Source organism: Streptomyces iconiensis, from assembly GCF_028657195.3.
Taxonomy (GTDB): domain Bacteria; phylum Actinomycetota; class Actinomycetes; order Streptomycetales; family Streptomycetaceae; genus Streptomyces; species Streptomyces iconiensis.
The window spans coordinates 32,118-53,321 of the sequence record NZ_JANCPR020000041.1 but is presented as its reverse complement, the minus strand read 5'-3'; the positions used below and the strand labels follow the sequence as shown (position 1 = coordinate 53,321).

At 69.8% G+C, this 21,204-nt stretch carries 17 protein-coding genes; 7 read left to right on the top strand and 10 right to left on the bottom strand.

Features of this window, described 5'->3' with window-relative positions:
- Positions 1 to 77: 77 nt before the first annotated feature.
- The 3 genes from NMN56_RS32035 to ctaC are packed head-to-tail and all read right to left on the bottom strand — an operon-like array spanning position 78 to position 3,195.
- Positions 78 to 476 (bottom strand): cytochrome c oxidase subunit 4, encoded by a 399-nt coding sequence (locus NMN56_RS32035; protein WP_274041857.1) that lies wholly within the window; start codon positions 474 to 476, stop codon positions 78 to 80.
- Positions 473 to 2,200 (bottom strand): aa3-type cytochrome oxidase subunit I, encoded by a 1,728-nt coding sequence (ctaD, locus tag NMN56_RS32030; RefSeq protein WP_274041858.1) that lies wholly within the window; start codon positions 2,198 to 2,200, stop codon positions 473 to 475. Before ctaD ends, NMN56_RS32035 begins: the two co-directional genes overlap by 4 nt.
- On the bottom strand, positions 2,197 to 3,195 hold the full coding sequence (gene ctaC, locus NMN56_RS32025) for an aa3-type cytochrome oxidase subunit II (protein ID WP_430542764.1): 999 nt from the start codon (positions 3,193 to 3,195) through the stop codon (positions 2,197 to 2,199). The genes ctaD and ctaC overlap by 4 nt, the downstream gene beginning before the upstream one ends.
- 282 nt (positions 3,196 to 3,477) lie before the next feature.
- Between ctaC and NMN56_RS32020 the strand changes: the two genes are divergently transcribed.
- Positions 3,478 to 4,923, top strand: coding sequence for a cysteine desulfurase/sulfurtransferase TusA family protein (locus NMN56_RS32020; protein ID WP_274041859.1), 1,446 nt, complete (start codon positions 3,478 to 3,480; stop codon positions 4,921 to 4,923).
- 37 nt (positions 4,924 to 4,960) lie between these two features.
- On the opposite strand, the gene NMN56_RS32015 is transcribed toward NMN56_RS32020, so the two are convergent.
- A complete protein-coding gene (locus tag NMN56_RS32015) occupies positions 4,961 to 5,938 on the bottom strand; it encodes a carbohydrate kinase family protein (RefSeq protein WP_274041860.1) in 978 nt (325 codons plus the stop codon).
- A 480-nt stretch (positions 5,939 to 6,418) separates the two neighbouring features.
- On the opposite strand from NMN56_RS32015, the gene NMN56_RS32005 reads away from it, so the two are divergent.
- Complete coding sequence (locus tag NMN56_RS32005) at positions 6,419 to 8,092, top strand: flagellar basal body-associated FliL family protein (RefSeq protein ID WP_274041862.1); 1,674 nt, start codon at positions 6,419 to 6,421, stop codon at positions 8,090 to 8,092.
- Positions 8,093 to 8,282: 190 nt separating this feature from the next.
- On the opposite strand, the gene NMN56_RS32000 is transcribed toward NMN56_RS32005, so the two are convergent.
- Positions 8,283 to 8,636, bottom strand: coding sequence for a HesB/IscA family protein (locus NMN56_RS32000; protein ID WP_274041965.1), 354 nt, complete (start codon positions 8,634 to 8,636; stop codon positions 8,283 to 8,285).
- A 237-nt stretch (positions 8,637 to 8,873) separates the two neighbouring features.
- Between NMN56_RS32000 and nadA the strand changes: the two genes are divergently transcribed.
- Both nadA and NMN56_RS31990 read left to right on the top strand, forming a co-directional pair.
- Positions 8,874 to 10,055: a quinolinate synthase NadA gene (gene nadA, locus NMN56_RS31995; RefSeq protein ID WP_274041863.1), complete on the top strand. Its 1,182-nt coding sequence runs from the start codon at positions 8,874 to 8,876 to the stop codon at positions 10,053 to 10,055.
- A 10-nt stretch (positions 10,056 to 10,065) separates the two neighbouring features.
- Positions 10,066 to 10,947: a GNAT family N-acetyltransferase gene (locus tag NMN56_RS31990; RefSeq protein WP_274041864.1), complete on the top strand. Its 882-nt coding sequence runs from the start codon at positions 10,066 to 10,068 to the stop codon at positions 10,945 to 10,947.
- A gap of 304 nt (positions 10,948 to 11,251) precedes the next feature.
- Here NMN56_RS31990 and NMN56_RS31985 read toward each other — a convergent pair whose 3' ends face one another.
- The 5 genes from NMN56_RS31985 to NMN56_RS31965 all read right to left on the bottom strand — a co-directional run bounded on the left by NMN56_RS31985 (position 11,252) and on the right by NMN56_RS31965 (position 17,806).
- The gene (locus NMN56_RS31985; protein ID WP_274041865.1) at positions 11,252 to 14,329 is read right to left on the bottom strand and encodes an efflux RND transporter permease subunit; all 3,078 of its coding nucleotides are present in this window, start codon (positions 14,327 to 14,329) and stop codon (positions 11,252 to 11,254) included.
- A 156-nt stretch (positions 14,330 to 14,485) separates the two neighbouring features.
- Positions 14,486 to 15,175, bottom strand: a complete 690-nt coding sequence (locus NMN56_RS31980) for a response regulator transcription factor (RefSeq protein ID WP_274041866.1) — start codon at positions 15,173 to 15,175, stop codon at positions 14,486 to 14,488.
- Positions 15,172 to 16,569, bottom strand: a complete 1,398-nt coding sequence (locus NMN56_RS31975) for a sensor histidine kinase (protein WP_274041867.1) — start codon at positions 16,567 to 16,569, stop codon at positions 15,172 to 15,174. Before NMN56_RS31975 ends, NMN56_RS31980 begins: the two co-directional genes overlap by 4 nt.
- 115 nt (positions 16,570 to 16,684) lie before the next feature.
- Positions 16,685 to 16,963 carry a PspA-associated protein PspAA gene (gene pspAA / locus NMN56_RS31970; protein WP_274041869.1) on the bottom strand — a complete coding sequence of 93 codons (279 nt, stop codon included), beginning with the start codon at positions 16,961 to 16,963 and terminating at the stop codon, positions 16,685 to 16,687.
- Between the two features lie 30 nt (positions 16,964 to 16,993).
- Entirely contained in the window at positions 16,994 to 17,806 is an 813-nt protein-coding gene (locus NMN56_RS31965; protein WP_274041870.1) for a PspA/IM30 family protein, read from the bottom strand.
- Positions 17,807 to 18,048: 242 nt separating this feature from the next.
- Between NMN56_RS31965 and NMN56_RS31960 the strand changes: the two genes are divergently transcribed.
- From NMN56_RS31960 to NMN56_RS31950, 3 genes are read left to right on the top strand one after another with little or no spacing between them, the layout of a single operon-like run.
- Positions 18,049 to 18,645 (top strand): DUF3043 domain-containing protein, encoded by a 597-nt coding sequence (locus NMN56_RS31960; protein WP_274041871.1) that lies wholly within the window; start codon positions 18,049 to 18,051, stop codon positions 18,643 to 18,645.
- Positions 18,646 to 18,701: 56 nt separating this feature from the next.
- Positions 18,702 to 19,325 (top strand): class I SAM-dependent methyltransferase, encoded by a 624-nt coding sequence (locus NMN56_RS31955; RefSeq protein WP_430542763.1) that lies wholly within the window; start codon positions 18,702 to 18,704, stop codon positions 19,323 to 19,325.
- 45 nt (positions 19,326 to 19,370) lie between these two features.
- Positions 19,371 to 21,155, top strand: a complete 1,785-nt coding sequence (locus NMN56_RS31950) for an ABC transporter ATP-binding protein (RefSeq protein ID WP_274041872.1) — start codon at positions 19,371 to 19,373, stop codon at positions 21,153 to 21,155.
- Positions 21,156 to 21,204 lie beyond the last annotated feature (49 nt).

Below are 21,204 nucleotides of genomic sequence, written 5' to 3'. Positions count from 1 at the left end.
GCCTGCTGGGCGCATACAAATGGGTCGGCCCCCGGAGTGTCCGGGGGCCGACCCTTGCTTTTTCGCTGATCTGCTGCTTACTGCGTGCGGTCCTCGCCGTGGTAGTACTCGAAGACCCAGCCGAAGAGGCCGATCAGGAGCAGCGGCGCCGAGACGTACACGAGCCACCAGCCGAGTGCGACGCCCAGGAAGGCGAAGGCTCCGCCGAGACCGAGCGCCAGCGGCTGCCAGCTGTGCGGGCTGAAGAAGCCCACCTCACCGGCATCGTCCGCGACATCGGCGTCCTTGTTGTCCTGCGCTCCCGCGTCCACCCGGCGCGCGGTGAACGCCAGGTAGTAGCCGATCATGATCGACAGGCCGAAGGCGAGGAAGAGCCCCGTGGTGCCCACGGGCTCCTTGGACCACAGTCCGTAGACGACCGCCACCGCCAGGAGGAACAGCGACAGCCACAGGAACATCTTGCCCTGGATCTTCACTTCCCGGCCTCCTTGCTGCCGGCGAGCGCCTTGTCGTCCGAGCCGTGCTCAAGCTGGTCGAGCGTGGCGATCTCGGGGTGGTGCAGGTCGAACGCGGGCGATTCGGAGCGGATGCGCGGCAGCGTGAGGAAGTTGTGCCGCGGGGGCGGGCAGCTCGTCGCCCATTCGAGCGAACGGCCGTAGCCCCACGGGTCGTCCACCTCGACCTTCTTGCCGTACTTGTGCGTCTTCCACACGTTGTAGAAGAACGGCAGCATCGACAGGCCCAGCAGGAACGAGCTGATCGTCGAGATGGTGTTCAGCGCCGTGAAGCCGTCGGCGGCCAGGTAGTCCGCGTACCGGCGCGGCATGCCCTCGGCGCCCAGCCAGTGCTGGACCAGGAAGGTGCCGTGGAAGCCGACGAAGAGGGTCCAGAAGGTGATCTTCCCGAGCCGTTCGTCGAGCATCTTGCCGGTGAACTTGGGCCACCAGAAGTGGAATCCGGCGAACATCGCGAAGACCACGGTGCCGAAGACGACGTAGTGGAAGTGCGCCACGACGAAGTACGAGTCGGAGACGTGGAAGTCCATCGGTGGCGAGGCCAGGATGACGCCGGTCAGACCACCGAAGAGGAAGGTGATCAGGAATCCGACGGTCCATAGCATCGGCGTTTCGAAGGACAAGGAGCCCTTCCACATCGTGCCGATCCAGTTGAAGAACTTCACTCCCGTTGGAACCGCGATCAGGAATGTCATGAAGGAGAAGAAGGGCAATAGCACGCCACCTGTGACGTACATGTGGTGCGCCCAGACCGTCACCGACAGACCGGCGATCGCGATGGTCGCGCTGACCAGACCGATGTAACCGAAGATCGGCTTACGGCTGAAGACGGGGATGATCTCCGAGACGATTCCGAAGAACGGCAACGCGATGATGTACACCTCTGGATGGCCGAAGAACCAGAAGAGGTGCTGCCACAGCAACGCTCCTCCGTTTCCGGCATCGAAGACGTGTGCCCCGAATTTTCGATCCGCCTCCAGCGCGAAGAGCGCGGCGGCGAGCACCGGGAAGGCCAGCAGCACCAGGACACCGGTGAGCAGCACGTTCCAGGTGAAGATCGGCATGCGGAACATCGTCATGCCTGGAGCGCGCATGCAGATGATCGTCGTGATGAAGTTGACCGAGCCGAGAATCGTGCCGAAGCCGGAGAGGGCCAGGCCCATGATCCACAGGTCGGCGCCGACGCCCGGCGAGCGGATCGCGTCCGAGAGCGGCGAGTAGGCGAACCACCCGAAGTCGGCCGCGCCCTGCGGGGTGAGGAAGCCACCGACCGCGATGAGGGAGCCGAAGAGGTAGAGCCAGTACGCGAACATGTTCAGCCGCGGGAAGGCCACATCGGGGGACCCGATCTGGAGCGGCATGATCCAGTTCGCGAAGCCGTTGAACAGCGGAGTGGCGAACATCAGCAGCATGATCGTGCCATGCATGGTGAACGCCTGGTTGAACTGCTCGTTCGACATGATCTGCATGCCCGGGCGGGCCAGCTCGGCGCGCATGAAGAGCGCCATGATGCCGCCGAGGCAGAAGAACAGGAACGACGTGACCAGATAGAGGGTGCCGATGACCTTGTGGTCCGTGGTCGTCAGCCACGAGACCACGATGTTGCCGGGCCGCTTGGGGCGCGGGGGTGGTGCTGCCTCGGCCGTCGCGGCGGCGGCACCCTGGGGTTCGTTGAGGATGCTCACGGGTTATTCGTCTCCGCATTCTTGGCGCCGCCCGTGCTGGCGGTACCCGCCGGGATGTATCCGGTCTGGCCCTTCTTTGCCAGATCCTCCAGGTGCTTCTGGTAACGCTCCGGGGAGACGACCTTCACGTTGAAGAGCATCCGGGAGTGGTCGGCGCCGCAGAGTTCGGCGCACTTGCCCTTGAAGGTGCCCTCCTTGTTGGGGGTCACCTCGAAGCGGTTGACGTGGCCCGGGATGACGTCCTGCTTCATCAGGAACGGGACGACCCAGAAGGAGTGGATGACGTCACGAGAGGTCAGGATGAACTGGACCTTCTCGCCCTTGGGCAACCACAGTGTCGGGCCCGGGTTGTTGTTCTGCGGGTTCCGCTCTCCAGGAGTACCGACCTCGTGGACGCCCTCGGCGCCCTTGGGGAAGCCCTTGGCCATCCGGTCCGGAATGGCCTGGAGATCCTTGCTGCCCGTCCTGTCGGTGGAGGTGTCCCCATCGACGTTCTCGACGTAGTTGAAGCCCCAGCTCCACTGGTAGCCAACGACGTTGACCACGTGGTCAGGCTTCTTGGAAGTCTCCAGAAGCTTGGTCTCGTCCCGTGCGGTGAAGTAGAAGAGCACCGCGATGATGATGATGGGGACAACCGTGTACAGCGCCTCGATGGGCATGTTGTACCGCGTCTGCGGAGGTACCTCGACCTTGGTCCTCGCCCGCCGATGGAAGAACACGCTCCACAGGATCAGGCCCCAGACCAGCACGCCCACGGCGAGCGCAGCCGCCCACGAGCCCTGCCACAGGGAGAGGATCCGCGGCGCCTCGTCCGTTACCGGGGTGGGCATTCCGAGGCGGGGGAAGTCCTTTGAAGTGCAACCGGTCGCGGTCGCCAGGACCAGGCCCGCGGCCAGCGCCTGTTGCAGCTTCCGCCGCATCGGGCGCCGCGACGTGGGGGTGCCGCCCTCGGCCGCCCTGCGGCTGAGGGGGAGGTCGGAGCCGTTGGGACTCACGTAGCGCCTTCCCGAGAGTCTCGCCCGCGTTGGTCGGGCGCGGCCCTCTTACGTGGTCGGGCGCCGGCCCAGGCGCGGGCAGGGGTTTGGATGTTTATGCGGACCAAACCCTAGCCGACGCCATTTGGGGTCGCGCGGGGAGGGGGCGTAACGCGCCGCGTCCCACCCCAATGGGGTGGAATACCTCCCGGGGGCTGGGGTTCTGACGATCCGGATGATGCCCCTCCGCTCTGGTTCCCGTACGCGCGACGGCCTGCGCCGGCGGGGGGATAGCGTGCTGGGGTGTCCTATTTCGATGCCGCTTCGTCGCTGCCGCTCCATCCCGTCGCCCAGCAGGCGCTGCTCGCCGCGCTCGACGAGGGGTGGGCCGACCCTGCCAGGCCGCACCGGGAGGGGCGGCGGGCGCGGATGCTGCTGGACGCCGCGCGTGAGACGGCAGCCGAGGCCGTGGGGTGCCGGCCGGACGAGTTGTGGTTCACCTCGTCCGGCACCCGTGCGCTGCACACCGGGATCGCGGGCGCGCTCGCGGGCCGGCGCAGGGTCGGACGGCAGCTCGTGCTCTCCGCCGTCGAACACTCGGCCGTCCTGCACGCGGCTGCCGCCCATGAGCGGGCCGGGGGCTCGGTGTGTGAGGTGGGCGTCGACCGCACGGGGCGGGTGAACGCGCGGGAGTACGGCGAGGCGCTGGACCCCGGCAGCGCCCTGGCCTGCCTCCAGTCGGCGAACCACGAGGTCGGGACCGTGCAGCCCGTCACGGAGACGGCTGCGGTCTGCGCGGAGGCCGGTGTCCCGCTGTTGGTCGACGCGGCTCAGAGCCTGCCGTGGGAGGCGCCGCCCGAGGGCTGGTCGCTGCTGACGGCGAGCGCGCACAAGTGGGGCGGGCCCAGCGGGGTGGGGCTGCTGGCCGTGCGCAAGGGCGTGCGCTTCGCCGCACCCGAACCCGCTGACGAACGGGAGTCGGGACGGGCTCCCGGCTTCGAGAACGTCCCCGCGATCGTCGCGGCAGCCGCCTCGCTGCGGGCCGTACGCGCCGAGGCCGGCGCCGAGGCGGCACGGCTGCGTGCGCTGGTGGACCGGATCAGGGAACGGGTGCCCGAACTGGTGCCCGATACGGAGGTCGTGGGCGACCCTGTACGGCGGCTGCCGCACCTCGTCACGTTCTCCTGCCTCTACGTCGACGGTGAGGCCGTGCTCCAGGCGCTGGACGCCGCGGGCTTCTCGGTCTCGTCCGGGTCCTCGTGCACGTCGAGCACGCTGACGCCCAGCCATGTGCTGCGGGCGATGGGGGTGCTGTCGGAGGGCAACGTGCGGGTGTCGTTGCCTCCCGGGGTGGACGAGGCCGAAGTGAACCGGTTTCTTTCGGCCCTGCCCGGAGTCGTGGACGGCGTAAGGGCGCATGTGGGCGCGGCTTCCCTGGGCTCCTCCGCCCCGGCCGCGGGGGCTTCTTCGGCCCCCGCTGAGCCAACGGGGTCCCCCGCCGCCCCGGAGCCCGCGGAGCCCGCCGCCTCCGCGCTCACGGTCGACGCGCTCGGGAAGAAGTGCCCCGTTCCGGTGATCGAGTTGGCGAAGGTCATCGAGCGGGTGCCTGTCGGGGGCGTCGTCACCGTTCTGGCCGACGACGTGGCCGCCCGGCTCGACATTCCCGCGTGGTGCGAGATGACGGGGCACGCGTTCGTGGACGCCTCCGGTGATGCCTTCCGGGTGCGGCGCGTGGCCGCCTCCGGCTGAGGCGCCCGGGGACTGCCGGGATTCCGGAATCCCTGGGTCAGGAGGGCAGGTGTGCCTGGACCTCGGTCGCGGCGTCGTGGCCGTACGCCTTGGTGAAGCGCTCCATGAAGTGGACGCGCTGCAGTTCGTACTCCTGGGTGCCGACCGTCTCGATGACGAGGGTCGCCAGCATGCAGCCGACCTGCGCGGCACGTTCGAGGCTGACGCCCCAGGTGAGGCCGGAGAGGAAGCCGGCGCGGAACGCGTCGCCGACACCGGTCGGGTCGGCCTTCGTGCGCTCCTCGGCGCACGCCACGTGGATGGACTCCTGGCCCGCGCGGTCGATGCGCGCACCCCTCTTGCCGAGCGTGGTGACGCGGGTGCCGACCTTCTGCAGCACCTCTTCGTCGCTCCAGCCTGTCTTGCTCTCGATCAGCTCCTTCTCGTACTCGTTCGAGAAGAGGTACGTCGCACCCTCGGTCAGCACACGGATGCTCTCGCCGTCCATGCGCGCGATCTGCTGGGAGTAGTCGGCGGCGAACGGGATGCCGCGGGTCCTGCACTCCTCGGTGTGGCGCAGCATGCCCTCGGGGTCGTCCGCGCTGATGCACAGCAGGTCGAGCGGGCCGACCCGGTCGACGACGTGCTGGATCTCGATCTGCCGGGCCTCGCTCATCGCGCCGGTGTAGAAGGACCCGATCTGGTTGTGGTCCGCGTCGGTCGTACAGACGAACCGCGCGGTGTGCAGGACGTCGGAGATACGGACCGACGTGGTGTCCACGCCATGGCGTTCGAGCCAGACGCGGTACTCCTCGAAGTCCTCTCCCGCCGCGCCGACGAGGACCGGGCCGGCGCCGAGCTGGCCCATACCGAACGCGATGTTCGCACCGACGCCGCCGCGTCGGATGTCGAGCTTGTCGACGAGAAAGGAGAGCGAGACCGTGTGCAACTGGTCGGCGACCAGTTGGTCGGAGAAACGCCCCGGAAAGGTCATCAGGTGGTCGTTTGCGATGGAACCGCTGACTGCGATACGCACGACGAAATCTGCTCCTGAGAGACGGTGGGCATACCACCCCCGCGCAAGCACGGAAGTGGAGAGTGCAAACAACGCTACCCGCTAGCCCTCCGGACCCGAACAGGACACAACTACCAAATAGTAGGGTCTTCCGGGCACGTCAACGGATGCGTAGCGTCGATTCCATGAGGAAGACCGTGCAGCAACCGACCGAGCATGAATCACTGGAGCAACTTCTCGGTGACTGTGCGCAAATGACCCCGCACTGGGTGCCACATCGGCCGCCCCTGCAGGCCCAGGCGCCCATCGCGGCCCAGGCGTTGCACGGTGTACGTGTGCCGTCACGCTCCGCGCGACTCCTGGATGGTATGTCCGAGTACGGCGACTGAGGCAGCCTCCGCTGGACGCGGAGGGGAACCGGCCGCTCTCCGGCTCCGTCCAACTTCCGTCCCGGCATGAGGGATGCGACCTCATGGACGCGCGGAGCCAAAGGAGTTTTCGGTGAGTACAGACCAGTCCCCCGATACCGAGGACCGGCCCGGACGCGAGCCCCGGCGGCGGCAGTTGACGGTCGTCGGCGTGGCGGCGGCGGTGCTGCTGGCCGGTGGCGGCGGTGCGTACTGGGCCTCGTCCGCCTCCTCCGGCGGCACGGACGAGGCGGGTCAGCGGGCCGGGGGCAAGAAGCCGCCCCAACTGGCCCTGGACCAGGCGGCCATGTCCGTGGGCGGGCGTATGGACATCGCACCCGGTGAGCCGATGGGCCCCAGGTCCTACCGCGCCACGGGTGAGCTGCCCTCGGGCCCCGACCATGCCGCCGTGCACAAGGCCGACCGCCCGGTGCACAAGGGCGACTTGACGGAGCTGGCCAAGTCCCTCGGTCTCAAGGGCAGTCCGCAGAAGAAGCCGGGCCGCTGGGAGATCACCCCAGCGGACGCCGGAGGTTCGGTGCTGACCGCCGAGACGGGCGACGGCAGCGGTACGTGGATGTACATGGACCGCGGCGCGCTGACCGGCGAGTGCGACAAGACCCACCCGCAGAAGCCGGAGGCGCGGCACAAGGACCTGCCCGGCACCCCGGCCCACGGCGCGTGCGCCAAGGACGCCTCGGCCGAAGCGACCAAGGGCGAGCCCGTGTCCAAGGACAGGGCGAGGGACGCCGTACGCCCCGCACTGAAGGCGCTCGGCCTGGAGGAAGCACGGCTCAAGGCCGGCTCGACGATGGGGGGAGCCCGCATGGTGACCGTCACGCCCAAGGTGGACGGGCTGCCCACGTACGGCTGGGACAGCACGTTCATGGTGGGCTCCGACGGCAAGGTCGCGCGGGGCGCGGGCAATTGGGGCAAGGCGGTCAAGGGTGCCGCGTATCCCGTCCAGAGCGCCGACGCGACGCTCGACGCGCTGAACAAGGAGAGCCAGAAGCACGGCGGCCACGTGGCCGTTGAGCCCTGCGTTCCCCCCTCAGGCGCCGGCGAGAGGCCGCAGACAGGCAAGGGCCAGGACGGCCCCGACGTCCGGCCGGGCTGCGCGAAGGAGGGCGGCAAGGCATCCGGTGGCAAGGCGAACAAGGCGGAGCCCACGAAGGTGAGCGGCGCCGAGTTCGGGCTGTCCCTGGAGCAGTCGCACGGCAAGCGGATACTCGTTCCCGCGTGGATCTACGACGTCGAGCAGCCGTCCGGCGCCGGAGGGACGAAGGTGGCGCACCCCGCCGTCGAACCGGAGTTCCTGAAGTCCTCGGGCACATCGAGCGGCGAGGGCACGCCCGGCACCGGTGTCCCCGAGCCCGCTCAGCCGCCGCAGTCGGCGCCCGCCGAGCAGCCCGGCAGCGGCTCGGCGGCGCCCGGGCCCCCGAAGGACGGCAAGGACAGCGATGCGGGCGGTGGCGGTATCGGCGCAGGTAGCGGCGGTGACGCGCCCTCGCAGGCGATCGAGTCGTACAAGAACAAGGGCCGCACGCTCACCATCAGCTTCTGGGGCGGCGTGTGCGACAAGTACAGGGCCACGGCCGAGGAGTCGGGCCAGGCCGTGAAGGTACGGGTCAAGGCCAAGGACTCGGACAGCAAGAAGGTCTGCGTGAAGATCGCCAAGCGGCAGACCGTCGAGGTGAAGCTCGACAAGGCGCTCGGTGACCGCAAGGTCCTGGACGCACGCGACGGCGACAAGCTGCCGCGCACCTGACGGTCCGGGGAGCGAGGACCTGAAGGCGAGGGTCCGAGGAGCGAGGGGAGACAGACGGTCCCCCGGCCCCGGTGGGGCGGGGGGACAGCCGACAAGGGCGGCGGGCCCCTGGTGGGGGGAGTCCGCCGCCCTTGTCACACGCCTTGGTGCCGTACACGCTCACATGGGCGCACGGCACCTGCGCTGTCGATCAGTTGAAGGAGTCGCCACAGGCGCAGGACCCGGTGGCGTTCGGGTTGTCGATCGTGAAGCCCTGCTTCTCGATGGTGTCGACGAAGTCGATGGAGGCGCCGCCAAGGTACGGGGCGCTCATCCGGTCGGTGACGACCTTCACACCCTCGAAGTCCTTCACGACGTCGCCGTCGAGCGAGCGCTCGTCGAAGAAGAGCTGATAACGAAGGCCCGAGCAGCCACCCGGCTGGACGGCGACGCGCAACGCCAGATCGTCACGGCCCTCCTGCTCAAGCAGGCTTTTGACCTTCGAGGCGGCGGCGTCGGACAGGATGATGCCCTCGCTTACAGCGGTCTCGTCCGAAACGGACATCTGCTTCTCTCCCGGGTTGTACGGACTGCTCTTTGCCGTCAGTGCCAACCAACGGCTTCCCGGATTCATTCCAGGAGTAGCACGGCCATTTTCGCTTTCTCCTGCATGCTCGCACACCGCATGAGCGGCTGGGAATGCGTCACATCGACATGAGCCCCATCGTCAAAGTGACGTGAAGCCGCTATGATAGATAACGTCAGTTAGACGAGAAGTGCCTCCTGCGGCCTTACAGAAAGGGTGGGTCCCTTGCTCGACGTACAGCCGACCCCACTCGCGCTCCTCCTCCTCGGCCGGGAGGCGGACCCGAAGAGCGAACGGGGCGTCGAGTGCCCCGGCGACCTCCCCTCCCCCTCCGACCCCGACCTCGTGGCACGCGCACGCGCCGCCAAGGAGAAGCTGGGCGACCGCGTCTTCATCCTCGGGCACCACTACCAGCGCGACGAGGTCATCGAGTTCGCCGATGTGACGGGTGACTCCTTCAAGCTGGCCAGGGAGGCCGCCGCCCGCCCCGAGGCGGAGTACATCGTCTTCTGCGGTGTGCACTTCATGGCCGAGTCGGCCGACATCCTCACGGGCCCCGCCCAGCAGGTCGTCCTCCCCGACCTGGCGGCAGGCTGCTCCATGGCGGACATGGCCACCGCCGAACAGGTCGCCGAGTGCTGGGACGTACTCACCGAGGCGGGCGTCGCGGGCACGACCGTCCCCGTCTCGTACATGAACTCCTCCGCCGACATCAAGGCGTTCACCGGCAGGCACGGCGGCACGATCTGCACCTCTTCCAACGCCAAGCGCGCGCTGGACTGGGCTTTCGCACAGGGAGAGAAGGTCCTCTTCCTGCCCGACCAGCACCTCGGCCGCAACACCGCCGTGCGCGACATGGGCCTGAGCCTGGAGGACTGCGTCCTCTACAACCCGCACAAGCCGAACGGCGGCCTCACGCCGCGGCAGCTCCGTGACGCCAAGGTGATCCTGTGGCGCGGCCACTGCTCCGTGCACGGACGCTTCTCGCTCGACTCCGTCCGCGAGGTCCGCGAGCGGATACCCGGCGTCCGCGTCCTCGTGCATCCCGAGTGCAAGAACGAGGTCGTCGCCGCCGCCGACGAGGTGGGCTCCACGGAGTACATCATCAAGGCCCTCGACGCGGCGCCGCCCGGCTCCAAGTGGGCCATCGGCACCGAGCTGAACCTCGTACGGCGCCTCGCCAAGCGCTATGCGACGGAGGGCGCGGGAAACAAGGAGATCGCCTTCCTCGACAAGACGGTCTGCTTCTGCTCCACCATGAACCGGATCGACCTGCCCCACCTCGTCTGGGCCCTCGAATCCCTCGTCGACGGCACGGTCGTCAACCGGATCGAGGTCGACCCGGAAACCGAGAAGTACGCCAAGCTCGCGCTGGAACGCATGCTGGCGCTCCCGTAATCTGCGGCAAATGCTGTTGCGACCGGTCAAGGACACCGAGGAAGACGCGGAAACCGTACGGCAGTTGGCAACGGCCGCCTTCGGTGATTCGCACGCGCTCAAGGGCGACGCGCCGCCGGAGCCGCCGTCGCCCGAGCGCGTCGCACGCTCCCACGAGAGGATCCGGCACCTGGCGCGCCACGACCCCGGCGGGAGCTGGATCGCGGAGGACCCCACCGGTCAGCCCGTGGGCGCGGCGCAGTCCGCCATACGCGAGGGCACCTGGGGTCTCGCGCTGCTCGTCGTACTGCCCAGCGCACAGGGCAAGGGCGCGGGCAACGCGCTGCTCCAGCGCGCCCTGGAGCACGGGCGCGGCTGCCTGCGCGGGCTCATCTGCTGCTCGCGGCACCCCGCCGCCGTGCGCGCCTACCGTCGCGCCGGGTTCGAGGTGCACCCGACGATGCGGATGCGGGGGCGCGTGGACCACGCGCGGCTCCCCGCACCCGACGGGCCGGCCGTCGCCGGCACGGCGCGTGACCGTGACCTGCTCGACTCCGTCGACCGGCGGGTACGGGGCGGTGCCCACGGGCCCGACCACGACTACCTGATGCGCCACTGCCGGCTCGTCGTCGCGGACGACCTCGCCGGGAGCGGGTACTGCTACATCCACGAAACGGGCATGGTCGAACTGCTCGCCGCCACGTCACGGCGGCTCGCCACGCGTGTGCTGAGCGCCGCCTTGCTCAGCCTTGGCGACGGGGTCGTCGCCGAGGTGCACGATGTGACGGCCGGGCAGCAGTGGGCCGTCGATGTCGCCCTCGACGCGGGGCTCGGCGTGCGCGCCGAGGGCTTCCTCTGCGTGCGCGGCCTCCGGCCGCCGTCGCCCTACATCCCCTCGGGGACCTTCCTCTGAGTGGCTGCCTGACCCGCCGCCTCATGCCTCGCCAAAGGGCTGCCCCTTGCTGTGCGCTGCCCACCGCGGGTACGTCGTGGCCGCTCGCGCAGTTCCCCGCGCCCCTTAAAAGGGGCCTGGTCCCGATACGGGTGGGGGGAGTCCTAGAGGGGGGCGAAGCCCACCTCTAGCGGGGGGCTGTTGGGGGGCAGCGCCCCTCAACGCCCGGCCGGCGAGGCCAACGGGGAAAGGGGCGAAGCCCCATTTGGAACGGAAACCGGGGCCCGGTCAGAACCCCCCACGGGTTGGACCGGACCCCGGAAACTCAGGCGGCAGAACCCTGCCGCCGCTTCGCGGCCCGCCTCTCCCTCCGCAGCTCAACCATCGCGTACAGAGTAGGAACAAGCAGCAGCGTCAACAGCGTCGAGGTCACGAGCCCGCCGATGACGACGACGGCCAGCGGCTGGCTGATGAAGCCGCCGTCACCCGTGACGGCGAGCGCCATCGGCGTGAGAGCGCAGATCGTGGCCAGTGCCGTCATGAGGATCGGCCGCAACCGGTGCCGGCCGCCCTCGATGACGGCGTCGATGACGCCGTACCCCTGCGCCCGGTACTGGTTGATCAGATCGATCAGCACGATCGCGTTGGTGACGACGATCCCGATCAGCATCAGCATGCCGATCATCGCCGGCACACCCATCGGCGTGCCCGTCAGCACGAGCAGGCCCAGCGCGCCCGTGGCCGCGAACGGTATGGACACCAGCAGGATCAACGGCTGGATCAGCGACTTGAACGTCGCGACCAGCAGCAGGAACACGATCGCGATGGCGGCGAGCATGGCGAGCCCGAGCGAGCCGAACGCCTCGTCCTGGTCCTGCGAGACCCCGCCGATCGAGGCGGTCGCCCCCTTGGGCAGATCGAGCGAGTCGATCTCGGACTGCAGCTTCGCGCTGACCGCACCCGTGTTGTCCCCGGTCGGCTTCGCCGTGATCGTCGCGGCGCGTGCGCCGTCGATACGGGTCATCTGTACGGGCCCGCTGACGGTACGTACGTCGGCGACCTTGCCCAGCGTGGTTTTGCCGAGCGGCATCCTCTTCAACTCGGCGACGGTGCTGGCCGGTTCGGGCGAGCGCACGACGACATCGCGTTCCGTGTCGTTGAGCGTCGCCTTGCCGGACTTGGTGCCGCTGACGGCCTGCATGACGGCCTGGCCGAGCGCCGCGTCGTTGAGCCCGTAGCGTGCGGCCGAGTCCTTGGCCTTGACGGAGATACGGGGCACGGACTGGGACAGGTCGGACTGTACGTCGGTGACGCCGTCCAGCTTGGCCACCTTGGCGCGCACCTTGCCGGACGCCGTCTTCAGCACGTCCTCGTCGCCCGCCTTGACGACGACGCTCAGGTCCTGGCCGCCGAAGCCGTCACCGGCGCCCACCTTGGTCTCGCCGATCGAGGGGCCGAGCTTGTCGAGCCCCTCGCTGAGGGTGTCCTGGACCTTGTCGCTGTCGGCGGACTCCTTCAGCTTGATCTGGTAGGACGCCTGGTTGGCGTCGGTGCCGCCGCCGAAGGCCGCCATCAGTCCGGCCGAGCCGACCGTGACCTGGTAGTCCTCGATGCCGTCCACGCCGGAGAGCAGCTTCTCGACCTTCTTGGCCTGCTTGTCGGCTGCGCCGAGGCTGCTGCCCGGGGGGAGTTCCTGGCTGACGGTGAGCTGCTGGGTGTCGCCCTGGTCGAAGAAGTTCGTCTTGAGCAGGGGCGCCATGCCGAAGGTGCCGATGAGCACGGCGACGGCGATCACGAGGCTGGTGAGGCGGCGCTTGGTGGCGAAGCGCAGTACGGGCACGTAGAAGCGCTGGAGCGGGCTGGCCGCCTCCTTCTCCTCCGACCTGCGGCGCTGTTCCTCCGGGTCGAGGCCCTTGAGCGCCTTGGGCGCGCGCAGGAACCAGAACGAGAGGACCGGCACCACCGTGAGCGACACCAGCAGCGAGGCGAGCAGCGCGACGGTGATGGTGAGCGAGAAGCCGCCGAAGAGGGCGCCGACCATGCCGCCGACGAACGCCATCGGCAGGAAGACGGCGACGGTCGTCAGCGTGGAGGCCGTGATCGCGCCGGAGACCTCCTTGACGGCGTCGAGAATGGCGGTGGTGCGTTCCTTGCCGTACGCGAGGTGCCGCTTGATGTTCTCCAGGACGACGATGGAGTCGTCCACCACCCGCCCGATGGCGATGGTGAGGGCGCCCAGCGTCAGCATGTTGAGCGAGAGGTCCCTGGTCCACAGCACGATGAGGGTCAGGACGACGGACAGCGGGATGGAAACCGCCGTCACCAGCGTCGAGCGCACCGACAGCAGGAAGATCAGGATGACCACGACGGCGAAGATCAGGCCGAGCACGCCCTCGGTGGTCAGGGAGCTGATCGACTTGGAGACCTGCGGGCCCTGGTCGGCGACGACGGTCAGCTGGGAGCCCTTGCCGAGGTCGTCGCGCAGCTGGGGCAGCTTGTCGTCGACCGCCTGGGAGATGTCGACGGCGCTGCCGTCGTTGTCCATGGTCACCGAGACGGCGAGGCTGCGTTCCCCGTTGGTGCGGGTCAGCGACGTGGCCTGGTCGGGCACCTGCTCGACCTTGGCGATGTCGCCGACGCTGACCGGGTCTCCCCCGCCCTTGGCCGGGACGCGGAGGTTCTCGATCTCCTTCAGGGACGTATAGCCCGAACCGACCTGAACGGTCTTGCTCTTGCCGTCCTCCGCGAAGGACCCCGCGGGCACCGAGGCTCCGCCCGCCTCCAGCGCCTTGGACAGGTCGGCGGGCGTCAGCCGCGCGCCGGCCAGCTTCCTGGCGTCGGGGGTGACGGCGACGACCTGGTCCTGCACACCGTCGACGGTGACCTGGCTGACGCCCTCGATGTCCTTGAGCACCGGCACGACGGAGGTGTCGAGCGCGTCGTCGAGCGCCTGCTGGTCCTTGTCCCGGGAGGAGGCGGCGAGCACGACGGTCGGGATGTCGTCCGTGCCGCCGGCCACGACCTGCGGGTCGACCCCGTCGGGGAGCTGGGCACGGGTACGGTTCACGGCCTGCTGGACGTCGGCGATGGTCTGGTCGGACCCGTCGCCGTAGTCGAACTGCGCCATGACGACGGCCGAGCCCTCGCTGGCCGTCGAGTTGACGCCCGTGATGCCGTCGACGCCCTGGATGCTGTCTTCGATGGGCTCGACGACCTGCTTCTCGACCACGTCGGGAGAAGCGCCCTGGTACGGCGCGATGACCGAGACCATGGGCAGGTCGATGGAGGGCAGGAGCTGTTGTTTGAGCTGCGGAACGGCGATGGCGCCGAAGGCGACGGCGACGAGTGCCATCAGCCCTATCAGCCCACGCTGTACGAGGCTGAGGCGGGACAGCCAGGACATGGGGTGCCAGGTCTCTCTCTAGGGAAAAGGTGGTGCGGGTGCCGCCGCTGAACGGGCAGAACACCGGTGCCGACTACACCTTCGCCCATGGACGGCGCGGATCTCTCCGCCCCAGGTCCCCTTCTCCTCCGCCGCCCGTACTGCGGTCGCAGTACGTCACCCTCCACCCGAAGGCCGTACGAGTCCGCTCTCGTAGGCGGCCACGACCAACTGCGCCCTGTCGCGGGCTCCGAGCTTGGCCATGGTCCGGTTGACATGTGTCTTGACGGTGAGCGGGCTGACGTCGAGACGCTCACCGATCTCGTCGTTGGAGAGCCCGGCGGCGACGAGTGCCAGCACCTCGCGCTCGCGCCCCGTGAGCGCGCCGAGGCGTTCGGCGGCACGCGCACTGTCCCCGTCGCCGCCCGAAGTGCCGCCCTGTGCGAGGAACTTGGCGATGAGCCCCTTGGTGGCAACGGGCGACAGCAGCGCCTCACCCTTGGCCGCCGTGCGGATCGCGGAGAGCAGCTCGCCCGGCTCGGCGCCCTTGCCGAGGAACCCTGAGGCGCCCGCGCGCAGGGAGTCGATGACGTAGTCGTCGACCTCGAAGGTGGTGAGGATGACGACCTTCACCTCCGCCAGTTCGGGATCGGCGCTGATCCGGCGGGTGGCGGCGAGACCGTCGGTGCCCGGCATGCGGATGTCCATGAGCACCACGTCGGCGGCGCGTTCACGTACGAGGGTCACCGCCTCGTCCCCGTCGGCGGCCTCACCGACGACCTCCATGTCGGCCTCGGAGTCGACCAGCACCCTGAACGCGCTGCGCAACAGCGTCTGATCGTCGGCGAGTACGACACGGATCGTCATGCGGAGGTCTCCTTACGCGGCGCCGTCGTCTCCAGCGGCAACCGTACGTGCACCCTGAATCCGCCGCCTGGCAGCGGTCCCGTCTCGCACTCCCCGTGCAGGGCCGCCGCGCGCTCGCGCATACCGATGAGCCCGTGGCCGCCGTTGCCCTCCGCCGCGCCACCTGACTCCTCGTACGTCTCCCCCGCACCGGCCTCCCCACCGGCCCCAGCCTCCGGCTTCCCGCGCGCCGTCTCCCTGACCGGCTCCTCGCCCGGGACCGCTTCGCCGTGCACGTCCTCGCCGGCCTCGCCCGCCCTGGCGCCCGCGCCGTCGTCCAGGACGCTGATCTCCAGGGTGTGGGGGCCGCGGTGGATACGGACGTCGGCGTGGGCGCCGGGGCCGACGTGCTTCTGCACGTTGGTGAGGGCTTCCTGTACGACGCGGTAGGCGGTCAGGTCGACCGCGGAGGAGAGGGGGCGGCCGTTCCTGGTGAGCGCGGGCGCCTCGACGGAGACGGAGAGCCCCGCGTGCCGGAAGCCGCTCACGAGGTCGTCGAGGACCGCGAGCCCCGGGGCCGGTTCCGTGGGCGCCGCGCTGTCTCCTGACTGGCGCAGCAGCCCGACGGTGGTCTGCAGCTCGCCGAGGGCGTGCCTGCTGGCCTCCCGAACATGCGCCAGGGCCTGTTTTGCCTGGTCGGGGCGTTGGTCCATGACGTGTGACGCCACGCCTGCCTGCACGTTGACGAGGGCGATGTGGTGGGCGACGACATCGTGCAGCTCGCGCGCGATGCGCATCCGCTCCTCGGCGACGCGGCGCCTGGCCTCTTCCTCGCGGGTGCGCTCGGCGCGTTCGGCACGCTCGCGGATGGCGGCGACGACGGCACGCCGGCTGCGCACGGCCTCACCGGCGGCGGCGGCCATGCCGGTCCAGGCGAAGATGCCCAGGTTCTCCTGCGCGTACCAGGGCCGGGCCCCGAAGACCATGCCGGCGGTGGTCAGTACGGCGACGGTCACGGCACCGACGCGCCAACTGGTGATGCGGTCCGTGGTGTTGGAGACGGTGTAGAGCGCGATGACGGCCGCGAGCACGAGCGGAACGCGGCGGTCGGCCGCCTCGCCCGAGGCGGGGTCGAGGATGAGCGCGGCGAGGGAGATGAGGCTGGTGAGCACCAGCACGGGGAGCGGCGCGCGGCGGCGGAACGCGAGGACACCGGAGGAGAGCGCGGCCAGCACCACGGTCTGCGCCGTGAGCGTGTGCCCGGCGGAGAAGACGGGTGAGCCGCGCGGGGCGTGCGGATCGGTGACGGCACCGAGCAGCATGACGGCGAAGGCCCCCACGGCGATCAGCGCGTCCACGGCGTAGGGGTGGGCGCGAAGGCGCTCGCGGACCTCGCTGAGAGTCACAACTGGCACCGTGGACCCGGCCTTCCCGGGGCATGACCCCCGCTCCGCTCCTCGCCCGGGCACCGCTCCCCCGGCGTACCGGACAGGCCGGACACGGGGCCGCGCGGGAAGCGGAGCAGAGGTCTCAGCCCGGGATGAGCCCGTCGTCGGTGAGCATCGCCCGCACCTCTTCGAGGGTCGCCTCGGGTGAGGGCAGGATCAGCTCGGACGGTTCCAGCGCGTCGTCCGGCAGCGGGCTGCCGAGGCGGCGTACGGCGTCGAGCAGTGCGCCGAGGGTGAGGCGGAAACCGGACTCGTCACCGCCCTCCATCTCGGCGAGCAGCTCGTCGTCCAGCTTGTTCAGCTCGGCGAAGTGGCTGTCGTCCAGCTTCACCTGGCCTTCGCCCATGATCCTGACGATCATGTCGCTCTCCTTCGGGACCGGGGCCGCGGGTCACTGCTTGTCGAACTTAGGCGTGTCCTGCGGCTGCTGTGCCCCGGACTGGCCCGTCTGGCCCTGCTCGTCCCCACCCTCGATGGCCTGCTGCCCGCCACCGCTGCTGCCTCCGGCCAGCTCGGCCTTCATCCGCTGGAGCTCCAGCTCGACGTCGGTGCCGCCGGAGAGGCGGTCCAGTTCGGCCGTGATGTCGTCCTTGGCCATGCCCGACTGGTCGTCGAGCGCGCCCGAGGCGAGCAGCTCGTCGATCGCGCCGGAGCGCGCCTGGAGCTGCGCCGTCTTGTCCTCGGCCCGCTGGATGGCCATGCCGACATCGCCCATCTCCTCGGAGATGCCGGAGAACGCCTCCCCGATCCTGGTCTGGGCCTGGGCCGCCGTGTACGTGGCCTTGATGGTCTCCTTCTTGGTACGGAAGGCGTCCACCTTGGCCTGGAGTCGCTGAGCCGCAAGGGTCAGCTTCTCCTCCTCGCCCTGGAGCGTCTGGTGCTGCCCCTCCAGGTCGGTGACCTGCTGCTGGAGAGCCGCCCTGCGCGAGAGTGCCTCGCGCGCCAGATCCTCACGGCCCAGCGCCAGGGCCTTCTTGCCCTGGTCCTCCAGCTTGGTCGACTGCCCCTGGAGCTGGGTCATCTGCAGTTCGAGGCGCTTTCGGGACGTGGCGACATCGGCCACACCCCTGCGCACCTTCTGCAACAGTTCCAACTGCTTTTGGTAGGAGTAGTCAAGTGTTTCGCGCGGGTCCTCAGCCCGGTCCAGGGCCTTGTTGGCCTTCGCGCGGAAGAGCATTCCCATACGCTTCATGACACCGCTCATGGGCCTCGCGCGCCCCCTTCGTAACGGACTCAAGCCCTCGGCACATCTACAGACCCCAGAGTACGGGGCCTTGTTCCATTACCGCACCGTTCAAGCGCGGATGCGCTCATCCGTGAGGACGATCAGGTCCGTGCTCTCTCCGGCGCAGGGAGTAGGCGCGTCTCGCCAGTGAGGACCGGCGTTGCCGGATCGTTCCCCACGGGGCTGCGGCCTACTCTCCACCACACCGTACTCTTGAGGACGTGTTCCGAAGCCGTTCGAAAGAAGGGCAGGCCGCAACCCACCAGGTGAGCGCGGCCGAGCCCAAAGAGACCCGCGACCCTGAGGCCCCCAAGGGCCGACCTACCCCCAAGCGCAGCGAAGCGCAGGGACCACGCCGCACGCTCTCCACGACGCCGACCAGCCGCAAGGACGCGGCCAGGCGCCAGAAGGAAGCGCGCCGAGCCGACATGGCCAGGCAGCGCGAGGCGCTGGCCAGCGGCGACGAGCGCTATCTGCCTGCACGCGACAAGGGGCCCGTGCGGCGCCTGGCGCGCGACTTCGTGGATGCGAAGTGGAGCGTGGCCGAGTTCTTCCTGCCCATGGCCATCATCATCCTCGTTCTGAGCATGATCAACGCCGGTGCCTTCCAGTCCTACGTCATGCTCCTGTGGCTGCTGCTGATCGTGCTGATCGTGATCGACTCGGTGGTCCTGTCCGTCCGGCTCAAGAAGAAGATCCGCGAGCGCTACCCCGACGAGCCCAAGCGCGGCGCCGTCGCCTACGCGCTGATGCGCACCCTTCAGATGCGCCGTATGCGCCTGCCGAAGCCGCAGGTCGCACGCGGCGAGAAGCCCTGATCCGGCAGGAGCTGGTCGCCCGCCAGCTCGATGAGGCCATCGCCGCGCAGTTCGAGGTGGGGCGGCGGCTCAGGGTGCTCGACATCGGCCTGGGCGAGGGCAACCAGGCGCTGCGCCTGGTACGTGCCGGGCACCAGGTGACGGGCCTTGAGTCCGACCCCGCGCTGCTGGACGTGGTGCGCGGGGCGCTGGAGCAGGAGCCCGAGGGCATACGCGAGCGGTTCCGCATCGTGCCGGGCGACGGCCAGGACACAGGGGCACACTTCCTGCCCGGCACCTTCGATGTCGTGCTGTGCCACAGCGTGCTCTCCGAGTCACGTGACCCCGAGAGCACCCTCGCCGGGCTCGCCCGCGTGCTCGACGCCGGCGGGCTGCTCTCGCTGGTGATCCCCAACGTCGCGGCCCGCGCGATGCGCGCCGGCCGTGCCGCCGACTGGGAGGCGACGCTGGCCGCGCTGGCCGCCTCGGAGGACAGCGACCGCACCCTGCGGCTCGACCCGCTGACCTCGCTGCTCACCCGTATCGGCGCACCGCTGGAGCGGTGGTACGGCGTCGGGGTCTTCTGCGCCGACGACGCGCCCGCCGAGGAGGCGGCGCTCGACGCCGAGGAGCGGGCCGCCCGCGTGGACCCGTACCGCGCCGTGGCCACCTCGCTGCACCTGTGCGGCGTACGGGGCTGAACGTGCCCTGCCAGGCGAAAGGGGCGCCACGGCGTCCCTCTCCGTATGTCCGGTGAATCGGGCGCCTCCGGCGCACCCCTTGAGACGAAGCTCCCGGCCCGCGAGACGTGGCGGGCCCTGTACGCGCACATCAGGCCGCGCCGTGCGCTGATCGCGCTGGGCGGGATGCTGACGCTGGTCGGCTCCGTGACCGGGCTCGCGCAGCCGCTCGCCGCCAAGGAACTGGTCGACAGGCTCGGGAACGAGCAGGCGATCGGCTCCGTGCTGGTGCTGCTGACGGCGCTGGTGGTGGCCGGTACCGCGATCGAGTCGGTGGGCGCCTATGTGCTGCAGCGGACAGCGGAGTCCGTCGTCTTCGCCGCGCGGCGCCAACTCGTCGCGCGGCTGCTGCGGTTGCGGCTGGGGGCGGCCGAGCGCACCCAGCCGGGCGACCTGATGTCCCGCGTCACCGCCGACACCACACTGCTGCGCCAGGTGACGACCAACTCCCTGGTGTCGGCGGCGACCGGCGCGCTCACCCTGCTGGCGACGCTCGCGATGATGGCGTTCCTCGACCCCGTGCTGCTCGCCGTCACCGTGGGCGTGACCGCGCTGATCGGCGGCTCGCTCGGCTTCGTGCTGCCGCACATCGCGAAGGCGGCGAAGCGCGCGCAGGAGTCGGTGGGGGCGATCTCGGCCGTGCTGGAGCGGACGTTCGGCGCTTTCCGTACGGTCAAGGCTTCCGGCGCGGAGGAGCGCGAGGAGGCGGCGGTCGAGGCGGCCTCACTGGAGGCGTGGCGGCACGGGGTGCGGGCCGCCAAGTGGGAGTCACTGGCGTCGAGTTCGATCGGGCTGTCCATACAGGTGTCGTTCCTGTCGGTGCTGGGCGTCGGCGGCGCCCGGGTGGCCTCGGGTGCCATCTCGATCGCGACGCTGGTCGCCTTCCTGCTGGCCCTCTTCTATCTGATCGACCCGATCTCGCGGCTCGTTTCAGCGGCGTCCGAATACCAGGTGGGGGCCGCAGCCGTGGCCCGTCTCCGGGAGGCGGAGCTGCTGGAGACCGAGCCCGTGGGGGACGAGCGGGCCGCGCCAGAGGGCAGGGGTCCGGCGAGCGTGGAGTTCGAGGACGTCTCCTTCCGGTACGCCGAGGGCCTGCCGACCGTGCACCACGGCGTCTCCTTCACCGTTCCCGGCGGCGGCATGACCGCGTTCGTCGGGCCCTCGGGCGCGGGCAAGACCACGGTCTTCGCGATGATCGAACGGTTCTACGAGCCCGACGGCGGCAGGGTGCTCGTGGACGGCGTCGACGTACGGGAGTGGCCACTGGACGCGCTGCGGCGCTCGGTCGGCTACGTCGAGCAGGACGCGCCCGTGCTCGCGGGCACGCTGCGCGAGAACCTGCTGTTCGCGGCGCCGGACGCCGGGGACGAGGAGATCGCGGGGGTGCTGGAGCGCACCCGGCTCGCGGGGCTCGTGGCACGGCTGCCCGACGGGCTGGAGACCGTGGTGGGACACCGGGGCAGCAAGCTGTCGGGCGGGGAACGGCAGCGGGTGGCCATCGCACGGGCGCTGCTGCGCCGCCCCAGGCTGCTGCTCCTGGACGAGGCGACCTCCCAGCTCGACGCGGCCAACGAGCTGGCGCTGCGCGAGGTGGTCGCCGAGGTGGCGCGGACGACGACGGTACTGGTGGTCGCGCACCGGCTCTCCACCGTGACGCTGGCCGACCGCATCGTCGTACTGGAGGCGGGCACCGTGCGGGCCACCGGCACCCACGACGAGCTGGTGGCGGGAGACCCGCTGTACGGGGAGCTGGCGGCGACGCAGCTGCTCACGTCGCCCGCCGGCTCCTGACCCGCGGCGTTCGGAGGACGGCCGGAGTACCGCCGGCGAGGGGCGGCCG